General features: G+C 74.7%; 18 protein-coding genes. 11 read left to right on the top strand and 7 right to left on the bottom strand.

From position 1 onward, the window contains the following. Position 1 precedes the first annotated feature (1 nt). Positions 2-964: an electron transfer flavoprotein subunit alpha/FixB family protein gene (locus GQS52_RS02540; protein WP_182311463.1), complete on the top strand. Its 963-nt coding sequence runs from the start codon at positions 2-4 to the stop codon at positions 962-964. A 214-nt stretch (positions 965-1,178) separates the two neighbouring features. Then, entirely contained in the window at positions 1,179-2,339 is a 1,161-nt protein-coding gene (locus GQS52_RS02535; protein WP_182311462.1) for a winged helix DNA-binding domain-containing protein, read from the top strand. A 50-nt stretch (positions 2,340-2,389) separates the two neighbouring features. Here GQS52_RS02535 and GQS52_RS02530 read toward each other — a convergent pair whose 3' ends face one another. Continuing rightward, a complete protein-coding gene (locus GQS52_RS02530) occupies positions 2,390-3,364 on the bottom strand; it encodes an acetylxylan esterase (RefSeq protein WP_182311461.1) in 975 nt (324 codons plus the stop codon). Between the two features lie 277 nt (positions 3,365-3,641). Here GQS52_RS02530 and GQS52_RS02525 point away from each other — a divergent pair, with 277 nt between their 5' ends. Next, on the top strand, positions 3,642-4,718 hold the full coding sequence (locus GQS52_RS02525) for an NUDIX hydrolase (RefSeq protein WP_182311460.1): 1,077 nt from the start codon (positions 3,642-3,644) through the stop codon (positions 4,716-4,718). A 113-nt stretch (positions 4,719-4,831) separates the two neighbouring features. Here GQS52_RS02525 and GQS52_RS02520 read toward each other — a convergent pair whose 3' ends face one another. After that, positions 4,832-6,190, bottom strand: a complete 1,359-nt coding sequence (locus GQS52_RS02520) for a cytochrome P450 (RefSeq protein ID WP_182311459.1) — start codon at positions 6,188-6,190, stop codon at positions 4,832-4,834. Between the two features lie 381 nt (positions 6,191-6,571). Here GQS52_RS02520 and GQS52_RS02515 point away from each other — a divergent pair, with 381 nt between their 5' ends. After that, positions 6,572-6,892 (top strand): chorismate mutase, encoded by a 321-nt coding sequence (locus GQS52_RS02515; RefSeq protein WP_182311458.1) that lies wholly within the window; start codon positions 6,572-6,574, stop codon positions 6,890-6,892. Positions 6,893-6,974: 82 nt separating this feature from the next. Here the strand turns inward: GQS52_RS02515 and GQS52_RS02510 are convergent, their stop codons facing one another. Next, positions 6,975-8,357 (bottom strand): dipeptidase, encoded by a 1,383-nt coding sequence (locus GQS52_RS02510; protein WP_269119012.1) that lies wholly within the window; start codon positions 8,355-8,357, stop codon positions 6,975-6,977. Positions 8,358-8,511: 154 nt separating this feature from the next. On the opposite strand from GQS52_RS02510, the gene GQS52_RS02505 reads away from it, so the two are divergent. Further along, positions 8,512-9,732 carry a geranylgeranyl reductase family protein gene (locus tag GQS52_RS02505; RefSeq protein ID WP_182311457.1) on the top strand — a complete coding sequence of 407 codons (1,221 nt, stop codon included), beginning with the start codon at positions 8,512-8,514 and terminating at the stop codon, positions 9,730-9,732. Between the two features lie 230 nt (positions 9,733-9,962). Further along, on the top strand, positions 9,963-10,688 hold the full coding sequence (locus GQS52_RS02500) for a DUF4230 domain-containing protein (protein WP_182311456.1): 726 nt from the start codon (positions 9,963-9,965) through the stop codon (positions 10,686-10,688). Here the strand turns inward: GQS52_RS02500 and GQS52_RS02495 are convergent. Further along, positions 10,672-11,130 carry a nitroreductase family deazaflavin-dependent oxidoreductase gene (locus GQS52_RS02495; protein WP_182311455.1) on the bottom strand — a complete coding sequence of 153 codons (459 nt, stop codon included), beginning with the start codon at positions 11,128-11,130 and terminating at the stop codon, positions 10,672-10,674. The two genes, GQS52_RS02500 and GQS52_RS02495, sit on opposite strands and share 17 nt — an antisense overlap. 140 nt (positions 11,131-11,270) lie before the next feature. Between GQS52_RS02495 and GQS52_RS02490 the strand changes: the two genes are divergently transcribed. Next, complete coding sequence (locus GQS52_RS02490; RefSeq protein WP_182311454.1) at positions 11,271-11,981, top strand: TetR/AcrR family transcriptional regulator; 711 nt, start codon at positions 11,271-11,273, stop codon at positions 11,979-11,981. Positions 11,982-14,190: 2,209 nt separating this feature from the next. Then, positions 14,191-15,231, top strand: a complete 1,041-nt coding sequence (locus GQS52_RS02485; protein ID WP_259371022.1) for an IS30 family transposase — start codon at positions 14,191-14,193, stop codon at positions 15,229-15,231. A 90-nt stretch (positions 15,232-15,321) separates the two neighbouring features. Here GQS52_RS02485 and GQS52_RS02480 read toward each other — a convergent pair whose 3' ends face one another. Both GQS52_RS02480 and GQS52_RS02475 read right to left on the bottom strand, forming a co-directional pair. Continuing rightward, positions 15,322-15,633: a DUF6332 family protein gene (locus GQS52_RS02480; RefSeq protein WP_182311453.1), complete on the bottom strand. Its 312-nt coding sequence runs from the start codon at positions 15,631-15,633 to the stop codon at positions 15,322-15,324. A gap of 156 nt (positions 15,634-15,789) precedes the next feature. After that, a complete protein-coding gene (locus GQS52_RS02475; RefSeq protein WP_182311452.1) occupies positions 15,790-17,976 on the bottom strand; it encodes an MMPL family transporter in 2,187 nt (728 codons plus the stop codon). 60 nt (positions 17,977-18,036) lie between these two features. Between GQS52_RS02475 and GQS52_RS02470 the strand changes: the two genes are divergently transcribed. Together GQS52_RS02470 and GQS52_RS02465 are read left to right on the top strand one after the other, a co-directional pair. Then, positions 18,037-18,555 carry a MarR family transcriptional regulator gene (locus GQS52_RS02470; protein ID WP_259370524.1) on the top strand — a complete coding sequence of 173 codons (519 nt, stop codon included), beginning with the start codon at positions 18,037-18,039 and terminating at the stop codon, positions 18,553-18,555. A gap of 116 nt (positions 18,556-18,671) precedes the next feature. After that, a complete protein-coding gene (locus GQS52_RS02465) occupies positions 18,672-20,042 on the top strand; it encodes a deoxyribodipyrimidine photo-lyase (protein WP_182311451.1) in 1,371 nt (456 codons plus the stop codon). A 110-nt stretch (positions 20,043-20,152) separates the two neighbouring features. Here the strand turns inward: GQS52_RS02465 and GQS52_RS02460 are convergent, their stop codons facing one another. Then, a complete protein-coding gene (locus GQS52_RS02460) occupies positions 20,153-21,028 on the bottom strand; it encodes a TetR/AcrR family transcriptional regulator (protein WP_182311450.1) in 876 nt (291 codons plus the stop codon). A 96-nt stretch (positions 21,029-21,124) separates the two neighbouring features. On the opposite strand from GQS52_RS02460, the gene GQS52_RS02455 reads away from it, so the two are divergent. Further along, on the top strand, positions 21,125-22,063 hold the full coding sequence (locus tag GQS52_RS02455; protein WP_182311449.1) for an alpha/beta hydrolase: 939 nt from the start codon (positions 21,125-21,127) through the stop codon (positions 22,061-22,063). Positions 22,064-22,066 lie beyond the last annotated feature (3 nt).

Below are 22,066 nucleotides of genomic sequence, written 5' to 3'. Positions count from 1 at the left end.
CATGGGTGAAGTCCTCGTCTACGTCGACCACGTGGACGGTGCAGTCCGCAAGCCGACCCTCGAACTGCTGACCCTGGCCCGCCGGATCGGCGAGCCCGTGGCCGTCTTCCTCGGCCCCGGCGCCGAGGGTGCCGCTGCGGCCCTGGCCGAGTACGGCGCGGTCAAGGTCCTCGCCGCGGACGCCCCCGAGTTCGCCGAGTACCTCGTGGTGCCGAAGGTGGACGCGCTCGAGCAGGCCGCCAAGGCCGTCGAGCCGGTCGCCGTCCTGGTCCCCTCCAGCGCGGAGGGCAAGGAGATCGCCGCCCGCCTGGCCGTGCGCCTGGGCTCCGGCATCATCACCGACGCGGTGGACCTCGAGGCCGGTGCCGAGGGCCCGGTCGCGACCCAGTCCGTCTTCGCCGCGGCGTTCACCACCAAGTCGCGCGTCTCGCACGGCACCCCGGTGATCACCGTCAAGCCGAACTCGGCCGCCCCCGAGGCCGCCCCGGCCGCCGGCACCGTCGAGCAGCTGTCGGTGTCCTTCTCCGAGGCCGCCACCGGCACCAAGGTCGTCTCCCGCTCCCCGCGCGAGTCGACCGGCCGCCCCGAGCTGACCGAGGCCGCGATCGTGGTCTCCGGCGGCCGCGGCGTCAACGGTGCCGAGAACTTCTCGATCATCGAGAACCTGGCCGACTCGCTCGGCGCTGCCGTCGGCGCCTCCCGCGCCGCCGTCGACGCCGGCTGGTACCCGCACACCAACCAGGTCGGCCAGACCGGCAAGTCGGTCTCGCCGCAGCTGTACGTCGCGGCCGGCATCTCCGGTGCGATCCAGCACCGCGCCGGCATGCAGACCTCGAAGACCATCGTGGCCGTCAACAAGGACCCCGAGGCCCCGATCTTCGACCTGGTCGACTACGGCGTCGTCGGCGACCTCTTCGAGGTCGTCCCCGCGCTGACCGAGGAGATCAAGGCCCGCAAGGGCTGACCCTCCCCCGGTGACGCCCCGGCCCCCGCACGCTCCCCGCGTGCGGGGGCCGGGGCGTTCCACCGCCCGGCCCCGTTCCGCAGCACGCCGTTCCCGGCCGCGCCCCGCGTCGGGCGCCGGGCGACCCGAGCCCCGCGCCCCACGGCTCACGCCCCCGCGTCGGGCGGCCGCATCGAGGACGCGATCCGACCGCGACCGGTCGTAGCGTGCCCGCATGGAGACGAAGACCTCCCGCGCCCCCTCCCGCCCCCGCGCCGCCGTGCCCGCCGCTCCCGTCCTCGGCCGCAGGGCGCTCAACCGCGCGCTGCTGGCCCGGCAACTGCTGCTGGAACGTCGTGCCACGACCGCCGATGCGGTGCTGGAGCACCTGGTCGGACTGCAGGCGCAGGCCCCCTACCCGCCCTACTACGGGCTGTGGTCCCGGCTGGAGGACTTCCACCAGGACGAGCTGGTGCAGCTGCTCGAACAGGGACGGGCCGTGCGCATCGTGCTGATGCGCGCCACCGTCCACCTGGTCACCGCCCGCGACTGCGCGGCCCTGCGGCCGGTGGTGCAGAGCGTGCTGGACAGGGCCTTCCGCAGCAGCCCGTACGCCCGGCGCACCGAGGGCCTGGACCCGGCCGAACTCGCCGCCGCGGGCCGCGAACTGCTGGCGGACGGCCCCCGCACCCCCGGGCAGCTGCGCGAGGAACTGGGCGCGCGGTGGCCCGACCGGGACCCGGCGCCGCTCGCGGAGGCGCTGCGGGTGCTGCTCCCCCTGGTCCAGCTCCCCCCGCGCGCGGTGTGGGGCGAGGGCGGGCGTCAGGTCTATGCCACCGCCGAGGACTGGACCGGCGTCGGGCCGACGGGCGACCCGGCACCGGACGGCGTGCTGCTGCGCTACCTGGCCGCGTTCGGCCCGGCGAGCGTACGGGACATGCGCACCTGGTCGGGCCTGACCGGACTGCGCGAGGTCGTCGACCGGCTGCGCCCGCGGCTGCGCACCTTCCGGGACGAGGACGGCACCGAGCTGTTCGACCTCCCCGGGGCCCCGCTCCCGGACCCCGACACCCCGGCCCCGGTGCGGTTCGTCGCCGAGTTCGACAACCTGCTGCTCTCGCACGCGGACCGCAGCCGGGTCATCGGCACGCACGAGCGCAGGGGGATGTTCACCAGGAACGCGGTCATTCCCGGGGCGGTGCTCGTCGACGGGTTCGTCCGGGGGAAGTGGCGCGTCGAGCGCAGCCGGACGGCCACCGACGTGCTCGTCACCCCCTTCGGCCCGCTGACGGGGCGGGAGCGGGAGGCCGTCGTCGAGGAGGGGGAGCGCCTGGCCGCCTTCGCCGCCCGCGGCGGAGCCCCGGCCGGCGAGGTCCGCATCGCGGCGGCACCGTAGCCCGCAGCCGGCCACCCGCCGCCCGCCCCCGGCCGCCCGCGGCCCGCCGTTCAGGCGCCCAGGCCGTGCCCGCGCAGCCACCGCAGCTGCTCACCGGCCATGGAGCCGTGCCCGCCGGCGTGGTCGCCGAAGTGCCACACCCGCACGTCCTTCTCGGCCGCGTAGTTGTTGTAGGCGGCGAACACCGTCGACGGGGGGCAGACCGGGTCCATCATCCCGACGCTGAACAGGGCGGGGGCGGCGGCGCGGGCCGCGAAGTGCACCCCGTCGAAGTAGTCCAGGGTGCGGAAGGCGGCCTCCGGGTCGTGGCGGGTGTGGATGCCCAGGTACTCCACCAGCTCCGGGTAGGGGCCCGCGGTGGCGCACTGCGCACCGCGCCGGAAGTGGCACAGGAAGGGGACGTCCACCAGGGTTGCGGCCACCGCGTCGCCGGCCAGCCCGGCGACGGCCAGGGCCAGGCCGCCGCCCTGGCTGTGGCCGGAGACCACGACCCGGTCGGGGTCGACCGCGGGGTGCTCGCGCACGGCGTCCACCGCGCGCACGCAGTCGGTCATCAGGCGGCGGTAGTAGTAGTGCTCGGGGTCCTGGATGCCCCGGGTCATGAACCCGCCGGCCCACTGGGGGCCGGGCATCGGGTCGGGGTCCGGGGTGTCGTGGCCCTGGCCGCGGCTGTCGACCACCAGGTGGGCGTAGCCGGCCGAGCTGTACAGGAGGTTGTCGGTGCACAGGCCGCGACCGCCGGAGTAGCCGATGTACTGCACCACGGCCGGCAGGGGGGCGGAGGCGCCGCGCGGCAGCAGCAGCCAGCCGGCGACCGGCTGCCCGCCCCATCCGGGGAAGCGCACGTCGAAGACGTCTGCCGAGGTCAGGAGGGAGTCCGCCACCCGCCGGTACCGTGCCGCCTCCCCGCCCGCGGCCCGCGCGGCGCCCAGGGTCCCCTTCCAGAAGGCGTCGAAGTCCGCCGGTTCGGCGATCTCCGGCCGGTAGGTGCGCAGCTGCTCCAGCGGCATGTCGACAAGCGGCACGGTGCGGTTCCCCTCTCGTTCGCGGTTGCGTCGTACCTACCCGGGCACGGCGCGGCACGCCCGGAGGAGGCGTCGAATCGCTCCGGCGCGCCTGTGCCGGCGGTCACCCGGGTCCGTCCCGTCCGGGCCGGGCGCCACGGGCCGGGGCGACCGGCCGGGGGCGGGTGGGCCGCGGGAACCGGCCTCGACCGGGGGGAACCGGCGGGAAGGAGAGCGGCGCGTTTGGGCCTCCCCGCGGCACGGGCAACTTCTACGGGTCGGCCGAGGAGGAGCAACTGTGATCGTCTGGGTGAACGGCGCGTCCGGTGCGGGGAAGACCAGCGTCGCCGGCGAACTGCTCGACCTGATACCCGGCAGCGTGTTCTTCGACCCGGGGCTGGTCGCCTCCGGGCTGGACCGGCTGCTGCCGCGCAAGCGGCTCGACGGGGTGGGCGACTACCGGGAGCTGCCGATCTGGCGGCGCCTGGTCGTGGACACCGCGGCAGCGCTGCTGAACGAGGTCGGCGGTCCGCTGATAGTGCCCATGGCCCTGCTGCGCCAGGACCACCGGGACGAGATGTTCGGCGCGCTGGCCGCCCGTCGCATACCGGTCCTGCACGTCCTGCTGCACGCAGAGGAAACGATCCTGCGGGAGCGGGCGGCGGAGCGGGACGCCTCCGCGGACGCCCCCGGGCCCCCCGCGCCCGGGTCCTCCGCCCTCGGGCGCCTGCCGGGCGCCGACGACCTCCCCGCCTACCGCCGGGCCCTGTCCTGGCTCGCGCAGGACGCCCACGTCGTCCACACCGGCGGGCTGACGCCGCGGCAGGCCGCCGAGCGGGTCGCGCAGGCCGTGGAACGGGGCGAGGGTGCCTGCGACATCGTGCAGACCCCCGAGCCCACGGCCGAGACACTGGCCTCGGGCGTGCTCCTCTTCGACGACCGGGACCGCGTCCTGCTCGTCGACCCCACCTACAAGCCCGGCTGGGAATTCCCCGGCGGTGTCGTCGAGCGCGGGGAGGCGCCGGCCCGCGCGGGCGTGCGCGAGGTGGCCGAGGAACTGGGCCTGGACCTGCCCGCCGCACCCCGGTTGCTCGTCGTCGACTGGGAGCCGCCCGCGCCGCCCGCCCACGGCGGCCTGCGCCTGCTGTTCGACGGGGGCCGTCTCGGCCCCGACCAGGTCTCGCGGCTGACGCTTCCCGGCTCGGAGCTGCGCGCCTGGCGCTTCGCCACCGAGGACGAGGCCGAGCACCTGCTGCCGCCGGTGCGTTACCGCCGGCTGCGCTGGGCCCTGCGCGCCCGCGAGCGCGGAATCACCCACAACCTCGAGGCGGGCGTCCCGGTGGGCGGCGAACAGGCCCTCCCGAGCAGGCCCTGACCCCCGGCGGCACCCCCGGCGGCACCTCCCGCGGCCGCACCTCCCGGCCGCGCCCCTCGCCGACCCGACGTCCGCCCGACCCGACGTCCGCCCGCGCCGGACCGCCCGGGCGGTCACCGGCGCGGCGTGAGGCGGACCCTGGCCGGCCCGTCGGCGACGAGGGTGATGCCCGGCTTCAGCGGCACGTCGGTGTCCAGGGACTCCAGCTCGTACTCCCGCAGGAACGTCGCCAGGGCCAGCACCGACTCCAGCATCGAGAAGTGCTGGCCGATGCAGGCGCGCGGGCCCCCGCCGAAGGGGAACCACGCGTAGCGCGGACGGGCCGACTCGCGCTCGGGGGTGAAGCGCTCGGGGTCGAAGCGCTCCGGTTCCTCCCAGTAGGCCGGGTGGCGGTGGGTCACCCACGGGGCGACGAAGACGTTGGCGCCGGCCGGGACGAGGTGGCCGCAGACCTCGACGTCCCGGACCGGCCGCCGGCCGATCACCGGGGCCGGCGGGTACAGCCGCATGGCCTCCTTCAGCACCATGGTCAGGTAGGGGAGGGAGTCCACGTCGGAGGCGGCGGGCGGGCGGCCGCCGAGCACCCGGTCGACCTCCTCGTGGGCCCGCCGCTGCTCCTGAGGGTGGTGGCCCAGCAGGTGCAGGGCGAAGGTCAGCGAGGTGGCGGTGGTCTCGTGGCCCGCCAGCAGGAAGATCAGCACCTGGTCGCGGATCTCGTCGGCGTCGAGGCTGCCGTCCTCCTCGCTCCTCGCCCGGGACAGCAGGCTCAGCAGGTCGTCGCGGTCCTCGGTGCCGGCGGCCAGGCGCTCGGAGACGACACGGTCGCACACCGCGTACAGCTCGGCCTGCGCCACCTCGGCCGCGCGGTTGGAGGGCGTGGGCCAGGTGCGGGGCAGGCGGAAGGGGGCCAGGCCGCGCTGCAGGGCGTACTCGCCGATGACGGGGAAGCTGCGGCGCACCACGTCCACCGCGGCGTCGATGTCCGTGCCGAACAGGATCCGGGACACGGCCCGCAGGGTGAAGCGGGTCATCTCCTCGACCATGTCGACGGTCGAGCCGGGGGCGGCGCGCCACTCCTCGGCGACTGCCGCGGCCTCGGTGTACAGGGCGTCGGCGTAGCCGTCGACGCGGCGGCGGGTGAACAGGGGCTGGACCAGCCGCCGCTGCCGCAGGTAGTCCTCGTCCTGGCTGGTGAGCAGGCCGTTGCCGAAGGACTCGCGGATCTCCTGGTAGAACTGGTTGTCCTTGCGGAACACGGCGGAGTCGCCGGCCAGGACCTGCTGCGCCCCCTTGGCGGAGAAGATCCCGTAGAACTCGGCGCGGAGCCCTGGGGGCCCGGCGGTGAAGCGCACGACGTCGCCGTGCTCGGCCCGGCCGCGCAGGTAGGTGCCCAGCGAGTCCCGCTGCAGGTCGAACATCGAGCCGAGCAGGGGCAGGCCCGCCGGGCCGGGTACGCGTGCGGTGGTCGTCATCGTCTTCGGTCTCCCCATCTGTCCGTCCCCGTGCCCGTCCGGCGGCCGGCCGGCGGCCGCGGCCCCGGAGGGGGACGGGGCCGGAACCAACCGGCCGGTAACCGGATCCTCCCAGCCCCGGGCCCTGCTGCACACCCCTCCGCCCGGAAGCGGCCCGTCAGTGACGTCTGGTCAACTTCGTTCACTCAAGCGGCTTTTGCTTACCCGCCCGCCCCCCGGGGGGCGGGCACGGGGAGACCGACGGAGGGCGGCGGCGGCGCGCCCGGGGGACGGGCCGGCGGCGGCCCCGCTGTCCACCAGGCGGGCGGTTCGTCCCGCATGCCCCTTCCTGCTGTTACGGTGTCGCCGCAGGCGCCCGTGACCCAGTGACCGGAGACCCCGATGACGAACCGGACCGTGGAGACCCCGGACATCGACGCGGAGGTGCAGGCCGAACTCGGCCGGCTCCGCGACAGCATCGACAACATCGACGCGGCGGTCGTCCACATGCTGGCCGAGCGGTTCAAGTGCACCCAGCAGGTGGGCCGGCTCAAGGCCGAGCACCGCCTCCCGCCGGCCGACCCCGCCCGCGAGGCCCGCCAGATCGCCCGGCTGCGGGAACTGGCGGAGAACGCCAAGCTCGACCCCGGCTTCGCCGAGAAGCTGCTGAACTTCATCATCGCCGAGGTCATCCGCCACCACGAGACGATCGCCCGCTCCTGACCGGGCCGCGCACGGGGGGCGGCGAGCCGTGCCGCACGGGCCCGCGCCTCCCGGGGGCACGGGCCCGTGCGGCACGGAGGAGTCAGGCGCCGTTCCCGGCCCCGCCGGTGCGCGCGTACTCCTGCAGGAACAGGGCCTCGGCGAGGGAGAGCCGCTCCAGCTCCTCCGGCGAGACGCTCTCGTCGACCGCGTGAATGCGCGCGGACGGCTCCGACAGGCCTATCAGCAGGATCTCCGCCTCCGGGCAGGCGGCCGCCAGCGTGTTGCACAGGGGGATCGAACCGCCCTGGCCGGCCACCTCCATCTCCCGGCCGAACGCCTCCCGCACGGCCCGCCCCATCGCCTCGTACGCGGGGCTCGCGGTGTCCGCGCGGAACGGCTGCCCGCGGCCCACCGGCTTGACCTCCACCCGCGCCCCCCACGGGGCGGCCGACTCCAGGTGGGCGACCAGCGCCCGCTCCGCGGCCCCGGCGTCCGTGCCCGGGGCCACCCGCAGGCTCACCAGCGCCCGGGCCGCGGCCTGCACCGAGGGCGTCGCGCCCACGACCGGCGGGCAGTCGATGCCCAGCACGGTCACCGCCGGCCGTGCCCACACCCGGTCGGCCACCGGGCCGCGTCCGACCAGCCCGACGCCGTCGAGCACCCCCGCGTCGGCGCGGAAGTCGGCCTCGGGGTACTCCAGGCCCTCCCACGCCCTGCCCCGGTCGAGGCCCTCGACGGTCGTGGCGCCGTCCTCGTCGCGCAGCGAGTCCAGCATGCGGATCAGGGCGGCGAGCGCGTCCGGGGCGGCGCCCCCGAAACTGCCGGAGTGCAGGTTGCTCTCCAGCGTGGCCACCGAGACCTCGACCATGGTCATGCCGCGCAGCGTGGCCGTCACGGTCGGCCGGCCGAGCCGGAAGTTGCCGGTGTCACCGATCACGATCGCGTCCGCCGCGGCCACCTGCGGGTGCTCCTCGACGTACCGCTCCAGACCGCCGGTGCCCTGCTCCTCCGAACCCTCGACGAGCACTTTGACCCCCACCGGTATCCCGCCGAGCGCCCGCAGTGCCCGCAGGGCGGTCAGGTGCATGATGACCCCGCCCTTGCAGTCGGCGGCGCCGCGCCCGTACCAGCGGCCGTCCCGCTCGGTCAGCTCGAACGGCGGGCTGGTCCAGGCCGCCTCGTCCAGCGGCGGCTGCACGTCGTAGTGCGCGTACAGCAGAACGGTCGGGGCGCCCTCGGGCGCCGGCAGGTGCCCGTAGACGGACCGGGTGCCGTCGGGGGTGTCCAGCAGGGCCACGTCGGAGAACCCCTCGGCCTCCAGCGCGTCGGCGATCCACCGGGCCGCCTTGTCGCACTCCTCCGGAGGGAACTGCCGGGGGTCGGCCACCGAACGGTGGGACACCAGTTCGGCCAGCTCCTCCCTGGCGCGCGGCATCAGGGCGCGGACGGCTTCGGCGGGCGTGGGAGGGGTGGGACGGGTCAACGAAGCTCTCCTTCGGGCTCGTGGGACCCGGCCTCGTCGCGCGGGCCCGCGCCGGCCATCGTACGGGCGGGGAGGAACCCCCAGGGATTGCGGAGCGTTGGAGGCGCGGCAGGATAGGGGCCCGAACCAGGACCGACGCGAAGGAACGCCAGCCGTGAGCAGTGAGCACGTGAGCCAGGACAGCGACGACAACGCGGCGGACCGGCCGGTCTGGGACGTCGTCGTGGTCGGCGCCGGGCCCGCAGGGGCCTCGGCCGCCCACGCCGCCGCGAGCGCCGGGAGCCGGGTGCTGCTGCTGGAGAAGGCCGAACTGCCCCGCTACAAGACCTGCGGCGGCGGAATCATCGGACCCTCCAGGGACTGTCTGCCCCCCGGCTTCGCCCTGCCGCTGAAGGACCGTGTGCACGCGGTCACCTTCACCCTCGACGGACGCCTCGGCCGGACCAGACGGTCGAAGAAGATGCTCTTCGGGCTGGTCAACCGCCCCGAGTTCGACGCCGCCCTGGTCGACGCCGCGGTCAAGGCCGGGGCGCAGCTGCGCGAGGGAGTGACCGTCACCCGCGTCGAGCAGCACGGCCCCTCGGTGCCCGACCGCCGCACCGTGGCGGTCACCACCGCCGACGGCGAAACCGTCCTGGCCCGCGCCGTGGTCGGCGCGGACGGCAGCGCCAGCCGCATCGGCACGCACGTCGGGGTCGAGTTCGGCCAGGTCGACCTGGGCCTGGAATCGGAGATCCCGGTGCCGCCGGAGGTCGCCGAGGACTGGGCGGGACGCGTCCTCATCGACTGGGGCCCGCTGCCCGGCTCCTACGGCTGGGTCTTCCCCAAGGGCGACGTACTGACCGTCGGCGTCATCGCCGCACGCGGGCAGGGCGAGGCCACCAAGCGCTACCTCGGCGACTTCATCGCCCGGCTCGGCCTGGCAGGCTTCGAACCCCGCGTCTCCTCCGGCCACCTGACGAAGTGCCGGACCGCCGACTCCCCGCTCTCGCGCGGCCGGGTACTGGTGGCCGGCGACGCGGCGGGCCTGCTGGAGCCGTGGACCCGCGAGGGCATCTCCTACGCGCTGCGCTCGGGCCGCCTGGCGGGGGAGTGGGCGGTGCGGGTCGCCGAGGCGCAGGACGCGGTCGAGGCCCGCCGGCAGGCGCTCAACTACGCCTTCGCGGTCAAGTCCGGCCTGGGCGCGGAGATGGGAGTGGGCCGCTCCATGCTGAACGTGTTCGCCAAGCGGCCGGGACTGCTGCACGCGATCCTCACCACCTTCCCGCCCGCCTGGAACGTCTTCGCCGGCATCACCCGCGGCACCACCTCCCTGGCCGAGTCGGTCCGCCGCCACCCCGCGGCCCGCAAGGCCCTGGAACTGATGGACCGTTGACCCCCGGCCGGCGGCCGCCGGTCAGTGGCCGCCGGTCGGTGGTTGTCTGCTACTGGCCGCTGACTGTCGGGCCCGGCCGCTTCGATCCGGCCGGGCCCGCCCGCGTCCTTGCCCGCCCCCTCCGCGTGCTTCCGCGCGTGCGCCCGGCGTTCCCCTCATGAACGGGGGAACGCCGGGCAGAAACCCTTGCGGGGACGGCCCCCGAACGGGACGAGGGGAGGTGCCCGCGAATGTCGACGGCACGCGGGACGCACGAGGCGGACGAGACGGGCAAGGCGGGCGAGGCGCGGGGGAGTGAGCGGGGCCGGGGGTCGCGCGGCCCCCGGAGACGGGGCCGGAGCGTGCTGGTGGTGCTCCTGGCGGTGGCGGTGCTGCTCCTGGTCGCCAGGGCCGGCCTGCTGCCGGGACTCCCCGACCCGTTCTCGGAGAAGACCCGGGACCGCAGCGGTCCGGCGGTCCTGAAGTCGATCCAGGACATGAGCCGCTACGAGGCGGCCTCCGGGAACTTCCAGGTGGTGGTGGACCTGGAGAAGGACGCGCGGTTCCTGCCGGACGCCGTGCGCGGCAAGCGCACCCTGTACGTGGGGGCCGGCAGTGTCGGCGCCTACGTGGACCTCGGCCGGGTGGGCAAGGACGCGGTGACGGTCGACGAGGACCGTACCTCGGCCGAGATCGTACTGCCGAGAGCCCAGTTGGAGCGCCCCTCGCTGGATCCCGAGCGCAGTTACGTGGTGGCGCAGAACCGCGGGCTGTTCGACCGGGTCGAGGACTTCTTCTCCGCCAACCCGGGGGACCACCAGGAGATGAACCAACTGGCGGCGCAGAAGATCGGCGCGGCCGCCGAGGAGAGCGACCTGAGGAAGCGGGCGGAGAGCAACACCCGCAGCATGCTCGTGGGGCTGCTGACCTCCCTGGGGTTCACCGACGTCACGGTGGAGTTCAGCGGGAAGGGGTGATCCGGAAGACGGGGTGGGAGGAGGCGATCCGCAGCAGCTCCTCGTCCGGGGAGTCCGGCCCCACCCCGTCGAAGAACGCCCCCACCTCCCACTGCCAGCGCCGCAGGTATGCGCGCAGCAGTTCCGGCTTGTCCGCGTCCGGCACCTCGACGGCGGTGAACGCCTCCGCCTTGCGACCCAGGCGCAGTTCACCGCCGCCGGCCGCGCGCATGTTGCGCACCCACTGGGAGTGGCCGCGCGGCGAGACCAGGTAGCGCCGGCCGTCGAACTCCAGCGGGTTGACCGGGGTGGTGCGCCACTCGCCGCTGGTGCGCCCGCGCACGGCCAGGGTCTTGGAACCGGCCAGGCCGATGCCTCGCCCGTTGACCCACCGGACGATCCGGTTGAGCAGCAGGGTGGGGAGCCCGGGCCTGCGGTAGTGGGACGCGTGTGAGGCCGTCACGGGTACCTCCGGTAGGTCTGAATCCGAATTATCGAGAGCAGTGCTCTCATTGATGAGCAGTGTTCCACTGCGCGGCCACTGGGGCAAGAGCAGTGCTCTTGTTCTTGGTCGGTGATCTCATCGGGTGGCACACTGGCCCCATGAACGCCGTACGGGAAGCCAGGGAACGGGCGCGGGCCGAAGTGACCCGCGCCATCAAGGACGAGGCCCGCCGCCGGCTCGCGGCGGAGGGCGCCGACCGCCTGTCCCTGCGGGCCGTCGCCCGCGAACTCGGAATGGTCTCCTCGGCGCTGTACCGCTACTTCCCCAGTCGCGACGACCTGCTGACGGCCCTGATCGTCGACGCCTACGACGCGTTGGGCGAGGAGGCGGAGAAGGCGTCCGCCCGGGCGGACGACGCGCCGCCCGTCCGGCACTGGGTCGAGGTCTGCCGCGCCGCACGCGCCTGGGCCCTGGCGCACCCGCACGAGTACGCCCTCCTGTACGGCTCGCCCGTGCCCGGGTACAGGGCCCCGCAGGCAACGGTCGAACCGGCCTCCCGGGTGGCAGCGGTCCTGATCGGCGTGGTCCGCGAGGCGCACGCCGCAGGCGCCCTCAGGTTCGACCCGCGGGCAGCCGAACCGCAGCCGGAGGTGCTGCGGGACGCAGACCGCCTGGCCGAGGAGATGTGCCCCGAGCTGCCCCGCCCGGTGGTCGCCCGCCTCGTCGCCACCTGGGCGCAGCTGTTCGGGCTGATCTCCTTCGAGGTCTTCGGCCACTTCACCAAGGTTGTCGAAGCCCGCGACGCCTTCTTCGACAGCAACGCCACCGGCCTCGCCCACGCCATCGGCCTGCGCGACGACGACGAGTAGGCGGCCGGCTCCCCGGCGGGTGGCTCCCCGACGGGTGGTCGACGGCAGGTGGCCGACGGCAGGTGGCCGACGGTGCTCGGCGGGTGGCTGGTGGTGCGGTGTGGACCGCGGGTGGTGCGGGGCGGCCGGTGGCCGGTGGTTCGGTGGCCCGGTGGCTGGTGGTTCGGTGGTGCGGGTCACGGCCGGGGTCGGTTCGGTGGGGCAGTTCGCTTTCGTCGCCGGGTGCGGGCCGTCGTCGCGGCCTCCGGCCGCAAAGAAGGGCCGGCTGCGAGGGGGAGGGGTGCGGGCGGGGCTTGTTCGCCGGGTGGCTGCTGGTCCTCGGTGGCGGTCACCGCGCCGGGAACGCTGCGCGCCCCCGGGTGGGCGGTCGGCGCCGTCTCGTCACTGTGCGGGCCGTTCCCGATGCCCGTCACTACTCGACTGGTGCTTCGCACCCGTGGCGGGCCCGACCGGTCAAGCGACGGCCCGGTGAGGTGAGGCGGCAGCCCGGTCGGGCGGCCCGGCCCAGTGGGGTTGGTTCACCCCCGGGAAGGCGGGGCGGGACGCAAGCCGCGTGTGGAAGCGGCAGTTCGGTCACCGTTCCCGCGCACGGCCGGCGAAGACTGTCCTCACTCGGCCCCGCCGGCGGCATATGGCGCCCCGGCCGACAGCACATGCGGGAGGTGATGCGGGGCTTCGTGGTGCCGAGATGATCCCCCGAACGGCCTCTGCCCCGCCCTTGGGGGAGCAAGGGGCTTGCTCGGGCCCGGTAGAGGGCTACGAGGGCAGGCTCGGCGCGGTAGTCGACGGTTTGCCACCGCACTTCTCCGCCGTTTCTACGGTTTGGCCCCGCACTTTTCGCGGCTGCCCCGATACGGGCTGCTTTCGTCCCTCACATGGAGCAAGAAATTGGGCCACATGGGGGAGGCCTGTCAAAAGTGTGGCGGCAAACCGTAATCGGACCACCCCAATGGCCCAACCGCCGAGCTCACCCTTCTCCGCCCCTATGGGTGGGAGGCCACAGCCCCGAAGGCAGGAAAGCCCATCCCGGGCGGGGGGTTTGCAGCCCGCAGACAGGAAGGCCAACCCGGGCGGGAGGCCCACCCAACAGACGGGGAGGCCGCAATCCCGCGGACCGGGAGGCCACAGCCCTGCGTCATTTCGCCCGCCTCCCGCGCCGCCGGTTCTGTGCGAGCGGAAGGAGCCCCACCGGGCCGCCGCCTCACCCCACTGGGCCATCGCCCGCCCCACTGAGTCGGGTTGCCTCGCCGGGCCGCCCCATCGGACCGCCGCTTGACCGGTCGGGCCCGCCACGGGTGCGAAGCACCAGTCGAGTAGTGACGGGCATCGGGAACGGCCCGCACAGTGACGAGACGGCGCCGACCGCCCACCCGGGGGCGCGCAGCGTTCCCGGCGCGGTGACCTCCACCAAGGACCAGCAGCCACCCAGCGAACAAGCCCCGCCCGCACCCCTCCCCCTCGCAGCCGGCCCTTCTTTGCGGCCGGAGGCCGCGACGACGGCCCGCACCCGGCGACGAAAGCGAACTGCCCCACCGAGGAAGTCGACTGCCCGATCGATCGGCCACGGCGGAAGAGCCCGGGGCCTCCGTAGCCGTGGGCGCGCCGACAGGGGAAGGGAGGGGCGAGAAGGGCCGGACAGCAGGCGGGCGCAGGCTGGTGCGGACGGCGTGGGTGGATGCGGGCGGGCATGGGCACTGGTGCGGACAGGCGTGGGCGAGCGAAGACGGGCGAGGGTGTGAGGAGGCGGGACGGAGGCGTACCGGAGGGCTGGGCGTGCGGACGCGCGTCGGCCCCCGCCCTTTCCCTTGGGTTCTAACGGTCCTCGCAACACCCGCGATCTGTGGGAGTTGCGGGGACCGTGGGCGTTGAGCGTGATGATTTTTCCGGGCTGCGGGAGCGTTTCCTTGCGCGGCTGGACGTCGTGGGGAACGTGACTGTGGTGGCCCGGGAGCTGGGGGTGAACCGGAACACTGCCTTCGGCTGGGCCCGGAAGGCCGGGCGGCGTTCGGAGCGCCGGCCGCGCCGGCATCCCCGGCGGGACGAGTACGAGCGGCTTCGGGCCGCCGGTGTCGCACGCCGGGTTGCGGCCCGGCAGGTCGGTGTGAACGAGCGCACGGCCAAGGACTGGGACTGGGGCGTCAAGAAGACCCGCTCTTCGCGCATCTATCCGGACGGGCGCCGTGTCGACTACGCGGCCGGGACCGTCACGATGTGCGGTGTGACCATGCCACCGGTGGGCCTGACCGCCCTGGAGAAGCAGCTTCACCCGCGATTCCTGACGCTCGCCGAGCGCGAGAAGATCCGTGATCTGCGTGCGGCGGGGCAGTCGCTGCGGGCGATCGGACGGGCCTTGGGACGGCCGGCGAGCACCGTCAAGCGGGAGATCGACGCGAACTCCGGCACCGAGGGCTACCGGCCCTACGCCGCCCACCGCGCGGCCGCCGCACGCAGGCCCCGGCCCAAGGAGCGCAAGCTGCTGCGCGCGGGACGGCTGCGCCGCTTCGTCCGGGACGGACTGCGCCGGCGGTGGTCACCGGAGCAGGTCTGCCACGCTCTACGCAAGGAGCATCCCGACGACGAGAGCATGCGGGTGAGCGTGGAAACGATCTACCAGGCGCTGTACTTCCAGGCCCGCGGCGGCCTGAAGCGGGAGGTCCAGGCCGCCGTCCGTTCCGGCCGCACCCGCCGCAAACCACGCCGGGACCCCCAGCGGCGCACCCCTCGGTTCACCGACCCCATGGTGATGATCAGCGACCGTCCCGCCGACGTCGAGGACCGGGCCGTGCCCGGGCACTGGGAAGGCGACCTGATCATCGGCGCGGGCGGCCGCTCCGCGATCGCCACCCTGGTCGAGCGCAGCACCCGGTACACCATGCTGGTCCACCTGCCGGGCGGCGTCCACGACGCCGAGACCGTCCGCGACGGCCTCGTCACCACGGTCCAGACCCTGCCCGCCCACCTGCGCGGCTCCCTCACCTGGGACCAGGGCAGCGAGATGGCACGCCACCAGCAGTTCAGCATGGCCACCGGCATGCCCGTCTACTTCTGCGACCCGGCCTCGCCCTGGCAACGCGGCTCGAACGAGAACACCAACGGACTCCTGCGCCAGTACTTCCCCAAGGGCACCGACCTGAGCGTCCACAGTCCCGAAGACCTCGAACACGTCGCCCAGGAACTCAACGGCCGCCCACGCAAGACGCTCGGCTGGGATACCCCAGCCGAGCGTCTACGTGATCTACTCACCACCTGAAACCAAGTGGTGTTGCGACGACCCCTTGAACCCAAGTCCGGGAGGGGGCCGGCGCGCGTCTTCCCTGTTCTGCGGCTCAGTTCCTGCGGCTCAGCCGGTGGTCCGGGGGCGGGCCCGGCCGGGCCCGCCGGCGGGCCTGCGGCCGGAGCGGGCGCCGGACCACCTCGCTGCCACGACCGGGCGCAGGGCGCCCAGGGCCAGCCTGGCCAGGAATGCCACCACTGCCGCGCTCTGGGCGGTGGTCAGCAACGCCTCGCGGGCAGCCCCGGACAGGTCCCGGACGAGGAGCGGTGAGGCGACGCTGAGGAAGACCAGTCCTGCGGCCACCAGGCCGGAGACCACCGAGAGCAGCAGCCCGCGGCCCGTCGCCGCTTTCCGGTACGGGTTGTCGGTACCGCGCATGCAAGATCCTCCCCGCCGTTCACTGCGGCCCCACCGGACGGGCGGGAGCCTCTGACGCACCCCCCCCGACTACCCCCTGCCGAGAATCGCGAACGCCCGGCGGGCGCGCTTTTCCGACAGGGGGAGGGCCGGCACCCACAGGCCCGGCCCTCCCGGTCAGGGGCGGGGGGAAGCAGCCACTCCCTCGGCGCCCCCGGCACCGGACGCGCCCCCGGCACCGGACGCGCCCCCTGCGCCGGACGCATCCCCGGTGCCGGACGCGTCTCCGGGGTCCTGCCGGGCGAGGCGGCCGGGCCACCAGACCTTCGGGCCGATGTCCAGGATCAGTGCGGGCACCAGCAGGGAGCGCACCAGCAGGGTGTCCATCAGCACGCCGAACGCCACGATGAAGGCGATCTGCAGCATGAAGGCCAGCGGGATCACCGCCAGTGCGGCGAAGGTCGCGGCCAGCACCACGCCCGCGGAGGTGATCACGCCGCCGGTGGCCACCAGGCCCTTGAGCACGCCCTTGCGGGTGCCGAGCACCTGGGACTCCTCGCGCACCCGGGTCATCAGGAAGATGTTGTAGTCCACCCCGAGGGCGACGAGGAAGACGAACCCGTACAGCGGCACCGAGGAGTCCGTGCCGCTGAGGCCGAGCAGGTGCTCGAAGACCAGCGCGGAGACGCCCAGGGTGGCCGCGAAGTTGAGCGCCACCGTGGCCACCAGCAGCAGCGGTGCCACCAGGGAGCGCAGCAGCAGGACCAGGATCGCCAGGATCACCACCAGGACCACGGGGATGACCACCGCGCGGTCGCGGGCGGTGGTGACCTGGGTGTCGTACTGCTGGGCGGTGTAGCCGCCGACGAGCGCGTCCGCCCCGTCCACGGCGTGCACCGCCTCGCGCAGGTCGACCACGGTCTGCTTGGCCCCGTCGCTGTCGGCCGGGTCCTCCAGGACGGCGTTGACGGCGACCCTGCCGTCCACGACCTTCGGTTCGCCGACCGGTGCGCCGGACTCCGTCACAGGGGACGCGGAGTCGACGCCGTCGACGGACTCCGCGGCCCGCACGACCGCTTCCGCCGACCCGGCGTCCGCGATGATCACGGCCGGGTTGCCGGAGCCGCCGGGGAAGTGCTCGGCCAGCTTCTGCTGCGCGGCCACCGAGGGCGCGTCGTTGATGAAGATCTCGTCCAGCGGGACGCCCTTGGAGGAGAGCGTCGGGGAGAAGGCGGCCAGTACCGCGAGAAGCAACGCCGAGACGGTCCAGATGCGGCGCGGCCTGCGCTGCACGGTCTGCGCCACGCGGCCCCACAGCGCCCCGCCCCGTCCGCCTCCGTCGTCCGTCTGCGGCTTGGCCGGCCAGTAGGCGGCCCGGCCCAGGAGCAGCAGCACGGCGGGCAGGAAGGTCAGGGCGGAGACGACCGCGCAGACGATGCCGATCGCGCCCACCGGGCCCAGCGCGCGGTTGTTGGTCAGGTCGCTCAGCAGCAGGGTCAGCAGGCCCAGCGCGACGGTCGCGGCGCTCGCGGTGATCGCGCCGGCCGACTGGCGGAGCGCGCGGCCCATGGCGGCGAACCGGTCGCTCTGCGCCACCAGTTCCTCGCGGTAGCGGGCGACCAGCAGCAGGGCGTAGTCGGTGGCGGCGCCGATCACCAGGATGAACAGGATGCCCTGCACCTGGCCGTCGACCCGCAGCACGTCGCGGTCGGCCAGGAAGTACACGATCGCGCAGGCCAGGGCGAGGGCGAAGACCGAGCCGAGGATCACCGCGAAGGGCAGCAGCACGCTCCGGTAGACCGCGAGCAGGATCACCAGGACCACGGCCAGGGCGACGCCGAGCAGGATCCCGTCGATCCCGGCGAAGGCCGAGGACAGGTCGGCCTGGGTGGCGGCGGGCCCGCCCAGGTCGGCGGTGGTGCCGGGGACCTCGTCTGCCGCGGCGCGGATCCCCTCCAGGGCCGGCTCCAGCCCGTCCCCGAGATCGTCGGCGAGCGGGACCACGCCCTGCAGGGCGCGGCCGTCCTCCGAGGGCACGGGCGGGGACGCCTTGCCGGTCGCGCCGTCGACCTGCGCGGCCTTCTCCAGGGCGCGGGCCGCCGCCGCACGCTGCTCGTCGGTGACCCGCCCCTCCTCGGAGACCCACACCACGATCGCGGGCACGGTGCGGGAGGTCTCGAAGCCGGTGCGCAGCTCGTTGACCTTCGTGGACTCCGCGCTCTGCGGCAGGAACGCGGCGCTGTCGTTGGTGGAGACCTCGCCGAGCTTGCCGGCGTAGGGGCCGAAGGCGCCCCCCACCCCGAGCCAGACGACGAGGAGGAGGACGGGCAGCAGCCATCGGCTGCGGCGTTGCGTACTGGTCATGGGCCTTCTTCTGTTCAGCGATCGACTATCTCAATCATCAAGATTTAATATCGTGTGCGGGTGAGCGAATCAAGCGAAGCCCAGCCGGAGCCCCGGACCGACCTGCAGGCCTTCGCCTTCCTGCTGCGCCGGCTCAACGGGGAGCTCAACCACGTCACGCACGAGTTCGCCCGCCGCCAGGGCCTGCACCCCACCGACGCCCAGGCCCTCGCCGCCATCCTCGACGGCGAGGGCCCCGGCCACGAACCGCTCACCCCCGGAGCCCTGAGCCGCAGGCTCAACCTCACGTCCGGGGCGGTCACCGCCGTGGTGGACCGCCTGGAGCGGGTCGGCCACATCAGGCGCAGCCGGGACGTCGCCGACCGGCGCGTGGTCCACCTGCACTTCGCCGAACGGGCCCTCCCGGTGGCGGCCGAGTTCTTCCGCCCCCTGGCGCAGCGCACCGGTAACGTCTGCTCCCGGTTCGACGAGGACGAACTGCGCACGGTCGCCCGCTTCCTGGGCGCGCTCGTCGACGAGCTCACCGACATGCGCACCGACGGCGGCGAGTCCGCTCCCCCCGGCCGCCCTCCCGTCTGACGGCCGCTTTCCCGTCCGGCGGCCGCCCTCCCGTCCGGCGGCCGCCCTCCCCGCGGACGGCGCCCGTCCCGCGTGTCGCGCGCCCCGGCGGCGGTGCCTCGCGTAGGGATGGGGCCATGCCCACCGCCGTAGCCCTGTTCACCGCCGACCTGCGCCTGCACGACAACCCCGTGCTGCACGCCGCCCTCAGGGCGGGCGGGGAGGTCGTCCCGCTGTTCGTGCTCGACGACGCGGTCCGCGACGCCGGGTTCCTCGTGCCCAACCGCGCGGCCTTCCTCGTCGACTGCCTGCACGACCTCGACGCGGGCCTGCGGCGGCGCGGCGGGCGGCTCGTCCTGCGCAGCGGGGACCTCACCGAGCAGGTGCGCCGTGTCGCCGAGGAGGCCGGTGCGGCCGAGGTGCACCTGGCCGCGGACGTCAGCGGCCACGCCCGCACCCGCGAGGAGCGCCTGCGCCGCGCACTGGGCGCCGCAGGCCGCGAACTGCACGTCCACGACACGGTGGTGACGGCCGTCGCGCCCGGCGCCGTCACCCCGGCGGGCAAGGACCACTTCGCGGTCTTCACCCCGTACTTCAACCGGTGGGCCGACTGCGCCCTGCGCACCCCGCTCGACCCGCCCCGCGCCCTCGCGGTGCCCCCTTCGGTCGGCTCGCTGCCGATCCCCTCCGCCGCCTCGCTCGCCCCCGGGCGGCCCTCGCCCGCCCTGCCGGCGGGCGGGGAGAGCCGGGGGCGCGAGCGGCTGGCGGCCTGGCTCGACGGGCCCCTGGACGACTACGCGCAGGGCCACGACGACCTGTCCCGCGACGCCACCTCCCGGCTCTCCCCGTACCTGCACTTCGGCTGCCTGTCCGCCACCGAGACCGTCGTGCGGGCCCGCGGACGCGGCGGGGAGGGGGCCGACGCCTTCGTTCGGCAGCTCGCCTGGCGCGACTTCCACCACCAGGTGCTCGCCGCCCGCCCGCGGGCCGCCCACCACGACTACCGCCCCCGCGGCGACCGGTGGCGCACGGACCCGCAGGAGATCGAGGCGTGGCGGGCCGGACGCACCGGCTACCCGGTCGTCGACGCCGCGATGCGCCAGCTCGCCCACGAGGGCTGGATGCACAACCGCGCCCGGCTGCTCGCCGCGAGCTTCCTCACCAAGACCCTCTACGCCGACTGGCGCACCGGCGCCCGGCACTTCCTGGACCTGCTGGTCGACGGCGACCTCGCCAACAACCAGATGAACTGGCAGTGGGTGGCCGGCACCGGCACCGACACCCGCCCCAACCGGGTCCTCAACCCCCTCGCCCAGGCCCGGCGCCTCGACCCCGACGGCGCCTACGTGCGCCGCTGGATCCCCGAACTGGCCGGCGTGCCGGGGCCGGCCGTGCACCGGCCCTGGACGCTGGACGCGGCCGTGCGCCGCGGGCTGGACTACCCGGACCCGGTCGTCGACCTCGACCACGCCCTCGCCCGCTTCCGCGCCGCCCGCGGCCTGGACTGACGTCCGCAGGGGTTCCTGGCCCCCGCCGGGCGGGCCGCCCGCCCGGCGGGGGTGCTTGCCCGGCGGGGGCCGCCCGGCCCGGCCGGGAAGGCGCGGGGGCGCGAGGGGGCTCACCCGTCGGGCGTGCCGGGACTGCGGGGGAGTGACGCGGCGGACGCCCCGATCCCGTCCAGAACGACGGCGAGGCCGGCCGCGAAGGCCGCGTCGGCCTCCTGCTCCAGGTACGGCGCGGCGTCGCCCTTCCGCGGGGGCGCCTCCCCCCGCGGGGCTGCCTCTCCCCGTGCAGCCGCCTCTTTCCGCGCCGCCGCGGTCTCCTGCCCCAGGCGCACCGACAGGGGGAAGCGTTCGGCGAAGTCGGGGGCGACCTCCCGCAGGACGGCCGACCGGGCGGACCACCACTCCTGGTCGGAGGTGCCGGTCGCCGCCGCGGCGTTCCGTGCGTCCGCGACCGTCTGCGCGCTCCCGCGGACGAAGTCGAAGAGCAGGCCCACGACCCCCTGCCGTGTCCCCGCCGGCAGCCCGGCCCCGTCGAGGATGCCCAGCAGCGTCTCCAGGACGGTCTGCTCGTGGGGGCCGAGCACGGGCCGCGCGCGGGACACCCGCAGCACCCACGGGTGCCGCAGGTAGAGGGCCCGCAGCTCCCCGGCCCACGACGCCGCCGCGGCGCGCCACCCCGCGCCGGGCTCGTGCCCGGCGGGCAGTTCGGCGTGGACCCGGTCGTACATCAGGTCGAGCAGTTCGTCCTTGCCGGGCACGTACGTGTACAGGGCCATGGCGGAGCACCCGAGCCGTTCGGCCACCGCGCGCATGGACAGTCCCGTCCCGGTGCCCGCGTCGGCCACCGCGACGGCCGCCTCCACGATCGCGTCCGCGCTCAGCCCGGGCCGGGGCCCGGGGGTCCTGCGCCCCGTTCCGGGCCGCTGCGGCGCGTCCCACAGCAGGGCCATGGTGCGTGCCGCGTCACCCTGCCCGGCGAAGACGTCCACGACAACTCCTTACGCCGTACGTTATTGTCGCTCCGGTCATCATTTTACGCCGTAAGGAATTGCCTGCTCCGGCAGGCCGGGACGAGGAGGTCTTCGATGCCCCGGGTGGAACTGCACGACGGGAGCACCGTCGAGGTGGAGGTCCACGGTGACGGCCCTGCGCTCCTGCTCCCCGTGGACCCGCGGCCGGCCGAAGGGCCGCGGGCCGAAGAAATGCGGAGGTGGGGCGCGGACCCCGAGCTGGGCCGCTCCCTCGTCGACGGCCTCCGCGACGTCTTCCGGGTGATCGCGTTCGACTACGAGGGCCACGTCATGGAGAAGCCCAAGCCGGACACCCTGACCCCCGCCAACGTCGCCGCCGACCTGCTCGCCGTGGCCGACGCCGCGGGCGCCGACCGGTTCGCGTACTACGGGTACTCGTGGCTCGCGCTGGGCGGGCTCCAGCTCGCGATCCGCACCGACCGCCTCTCGGCACTGGTGATGGGCGGCTTCCCGCCGCTCGGCGGACCGTACGCGGAGATGCTCCGCGTCACGGAGGCCGCCCACGCGATGGCCTCCGCTCCCGAGGGGCCCCCGCCCGCGCGGGACGTGCGGGAGGCGCCGGACGCGCCGCCTGTGCCGGACGTGCCGGACGCGCAGGACGTGCCGGACGCGCAGGACGTGCCGGACGCGTCGGGGGAGTTCGACTGGTCGTCCGTGGAGGCGACGGCGACGGAGCCGCAGACCCGGCAGTTCGTCACGCTGTACCGGGCGTTGCGGGGGTTCGACGACCTTGCGGCCCAGACGCGGGTCGGCTGCCCCCGCCTGTGCTTCGTGGGCTCGGCGGACGAGATCCCCTACGGGGAGCGCTGGGGCGGTGTGCACGTGAGCATGGCGGGACCGGTCGTGAACCGGCGCGCGGAACTGGAGGCGCTCGGCTGGGACGTGAGGGTGCTGGACGGGCTCGACCACACGCAGGCCATGCAGGCGGACCGGGTCCTGCCCGTGCTCCGGCCGTGGCTCGCCTCCGTGACGGGGGCCCGCCGTCCGGGGTGACGG

The sequence above is a fragment of the Streptomyces sp. SCUT-3 genome (genome assembly GCF_014083985.1).
GTDB lineage: Bacteria > Actinomycetota > Actinomycetes > Streptomycetales > Streptomycetaceae > Streptomyces_H > Streptomyces_H thermolineatus.
The sequence above is the reverse complement of the archived record's forward strand: the minus strand, read 5'-3'. Positions and strand labels throughout refer to the sequence as shown.

Excerpts from the sequence above, each read along its gene's own strand:
- GQS52_RS02540 (WP_182311463.1), top strand. The coding sequence starts at position 2 with ATGGGTGAAGTCCTCGTCTACGTCGACCACGTGGACGGTGCAGTCCGC.
- GQS52_RS02535 (WP_182311462.1), top strand. The coding sequence starts at position 1,179 with ATGGAGACGAAGACCTCCCGCGCCCCCTCCCGCCCCCGCGCCGCCGTG.
- GQS52_RS02520 (WP_182311459.1), bottom strand. The coding sequence starts at position 6,190 with ATGACGACCACCGCACGCGTACCCGGCCCGGCGGGCCTGCCCCTGCTC.
- GQS52_RS02515 (WP_182311458.1), top strand. The coding sequence starts at position 6,572 with ATGACGAACCGGACCGTGGAGACCCCGGACATCGACGCGGAGGTGCAG.
- GQS52_RS02500 (WP_182311456.1), top strand. The coding sequence starts at position 9,963 with ATGTCGACGGCACGCGGGACGCACGAGGCGGACGAGACGGGCAAGGCG.
- GQS52_RS02490 (WP_182311454.1), top strand. The coding sequence starts at position 11,271 with ATGAACGCCGTACGGGAAGCCAGGGAACGGGCGCGGGCCGAAGTGACC.
- GQS52_RS02485 (WP_259371022.1), top strand. The coding sequence starts at position 14,191 with ATGTGCGGTGTGACCATGCCACCGGTGGGCCTGACCGCCCTGGAGAAG.
- GQS52_RS02480 (WP_182311453.1), bottom strand. The coding sequence starts at position 15,633 with ATGCGCGGTACCGACAACCCGTACCGGAAAGCGGCGACGGGCCGCGGG.
- GQS52_RS02475 (WP_182311452.1), bottom strand. The coding sequence starts at position 17,976 with ATGACCAGTACGCAACGCCGCAGCCGATGGCTGCTGCCCGTCCTCCTC.
- GQS52_RS02465 (WP_182311451.1), top strand. The coding sequence starts at position 18,672 with ATGCCCACCGCCGTAGCCCTGTTCACCGCCGACCTGCGCCTGCACGAC.
- GQS52_RS02455 (WP_182311449.1), top strand. The coding sequence starts at position 21,125 with ATGCCCCGGGTGGAACTGCACGACGGGAGCACCGTCGAGGTGGAGGTC.